The organism is Azospirillum sp. B506, from assembly GCF_000333595.1.
Lineage (GTDB): Bacteria > Pseudomonadota > Alphaproteobacteria > Azospirillales > Azospirillaceae > Azospirillum.
Genome location: NZ_BADK01001034.1, coordinates 1 through 1,601, shown reverse-complemented (window position 1 = coordinate 1,601; position 1,601 = coordinate 1). Strand labels below are relative to the sequence as shown.

Genomic DNA, 1,601 nt, shown 5'->3' with positions numbered 1-1,601 from the left:
CTGGCAGCGCAGCGCGTCGGGCGGGCCGGCGGCGATGACGCGTCCGGCGTTCATGAAGGCGACCCGGTCGCAGCGCGCCGCCTCGTTCATGAAATGGGTGGAGACGAAGATCGTCACCCCCTGGTCGCGCGACAGCGCGATCAGGTCGCGCCAGAACTGGTCGCGCGCCACCGGATCGACGCCGGAGGTCGGCTCGTCGAGGATCAGCAGTTCCGGCCCGTGCAGGATGGCGACGGCCAGCGACAGCCGCTGCCTCACCCCCAAGGGCAGGCGGTCGGCCACGGCGTCGATGTAGGGGGACAGGCCGAAACGCTCGACCAGCGCCGCCAGCCGGGTGTCGGCATCGGTCAGCTCGAACAGGCGGGCGTGCAGGTCGAGGTTCTGGCGCACCGTCAGCTCGCCATAAAGCGAGAAGGCCTGCGCCATGTAGCCGACGCGGCGGCGGCTCTCCAGGTCGCCGGCGTCCACCGGCTTGCCGAACAGCCGCGCTTCGCCGGCGCTGGCGGGCAGCAGGCCGGTCAGCATCTTCATGGTGGTGGTCTTGCCGCAGCCGTTGGAGCCGAGGAAACCGAAGATCTCGCCGCGGCCGATGCGGAAGCTGATGTCCGACACCGCGGTGAAATCGCCGAAACGGCGGGTCAGGCCGATGGCTTCGATGGCGGGTTCGGCGCCGTCCGGCTCGGGTGGGCGGGGCGGGACGGTCAGCCGCTGGTGGCCGCGTTTGGCGTCCTCCGGCAGCAGGGCGACGAAGGCCTCCTCCAGATCGGCGGCGCCGGTGCGCGCCTTCACCGCGGCCGGTGTGTCGTGGGCCAGCAGGCGGCCGGCATTCATCATCACCACCTGGTCGAAGCGTTCCGCCTCGTCCATGTAGGAGGTGGCGACCAGCACGGTCATGCCGGGGCGGCCGGTGCGGATGCGGGCGATCAGGTCCCAGAACTGCCGGCGGGACAGCGGATCGACGCCGGTCGTCGGCTCGTCGAGGATCAGCAGGTCGGGGTCGTGCAGCAGGGCGCAGCACAGGCCGAGCTTCTGCTTCATTCCGCCCGACAGCTTGCCGGCCGGGCGGTCGGGAAACGGGGCGAGGCCGGTGGACTCCAGCAGGTCGGCGATGCGGCGCCGGCGCTCGGCGGCGTCGAGGCCGAAGAGGCGGCCGAAGAACTGGAGATTCTCGGCGACGCTGAGGTCGGCGTAGAGGTTGCGGCCGAGCCCTTGCGGCATATAGGCGATGCGCGGCTGGAGGGCGGCGCGGCCACGCCGGTCGGAAACGTCGGTGCCGAGCACGCGGATGTTGCCCTGCTGGACTTTCTTGGCGGTGGAAATCAGGCCGAGCAGGGTCGATTTGCCGACGCCGTCCGGGCCTATGATGGCAACGCTGGTGCCTGGGGCGATGTCGAGCGAGGCGTCCGCCAGCGCCACCGTTCCGCCATAGCGGTGCCGCACGCCCGACAGCGAGACGGCTGGGATCATGATCTTTCGCCCGCGGGGGGGTTCCCTCTCCCCTCCAACACAAGCCTTGCTTGTATTGCCGACAGGTGAAGCGCAGCTTCGCCGAAAGGCGGGGAGAGGGTTGGGGTGAGGGGGGAGAGTGGGGTGATGGGGGG

General features: G+C 70.5%; 1 protein-coding gene. It reads right to left on the bottom strand.

Features of this window, described 5'->3' with window-relative positions; genetic code table 11:
• The coding region (locus tag I71_RS31750; RefSeq protein WP_042703728.1) for an ATP-binding cassette domain-containing protein at window positions 1-1,467 on the bottom strand (1,467 nt) is incomplete at its 3' end.
• Window positions 1,468-1,601 lie beyond the last annotated feature (134 nt).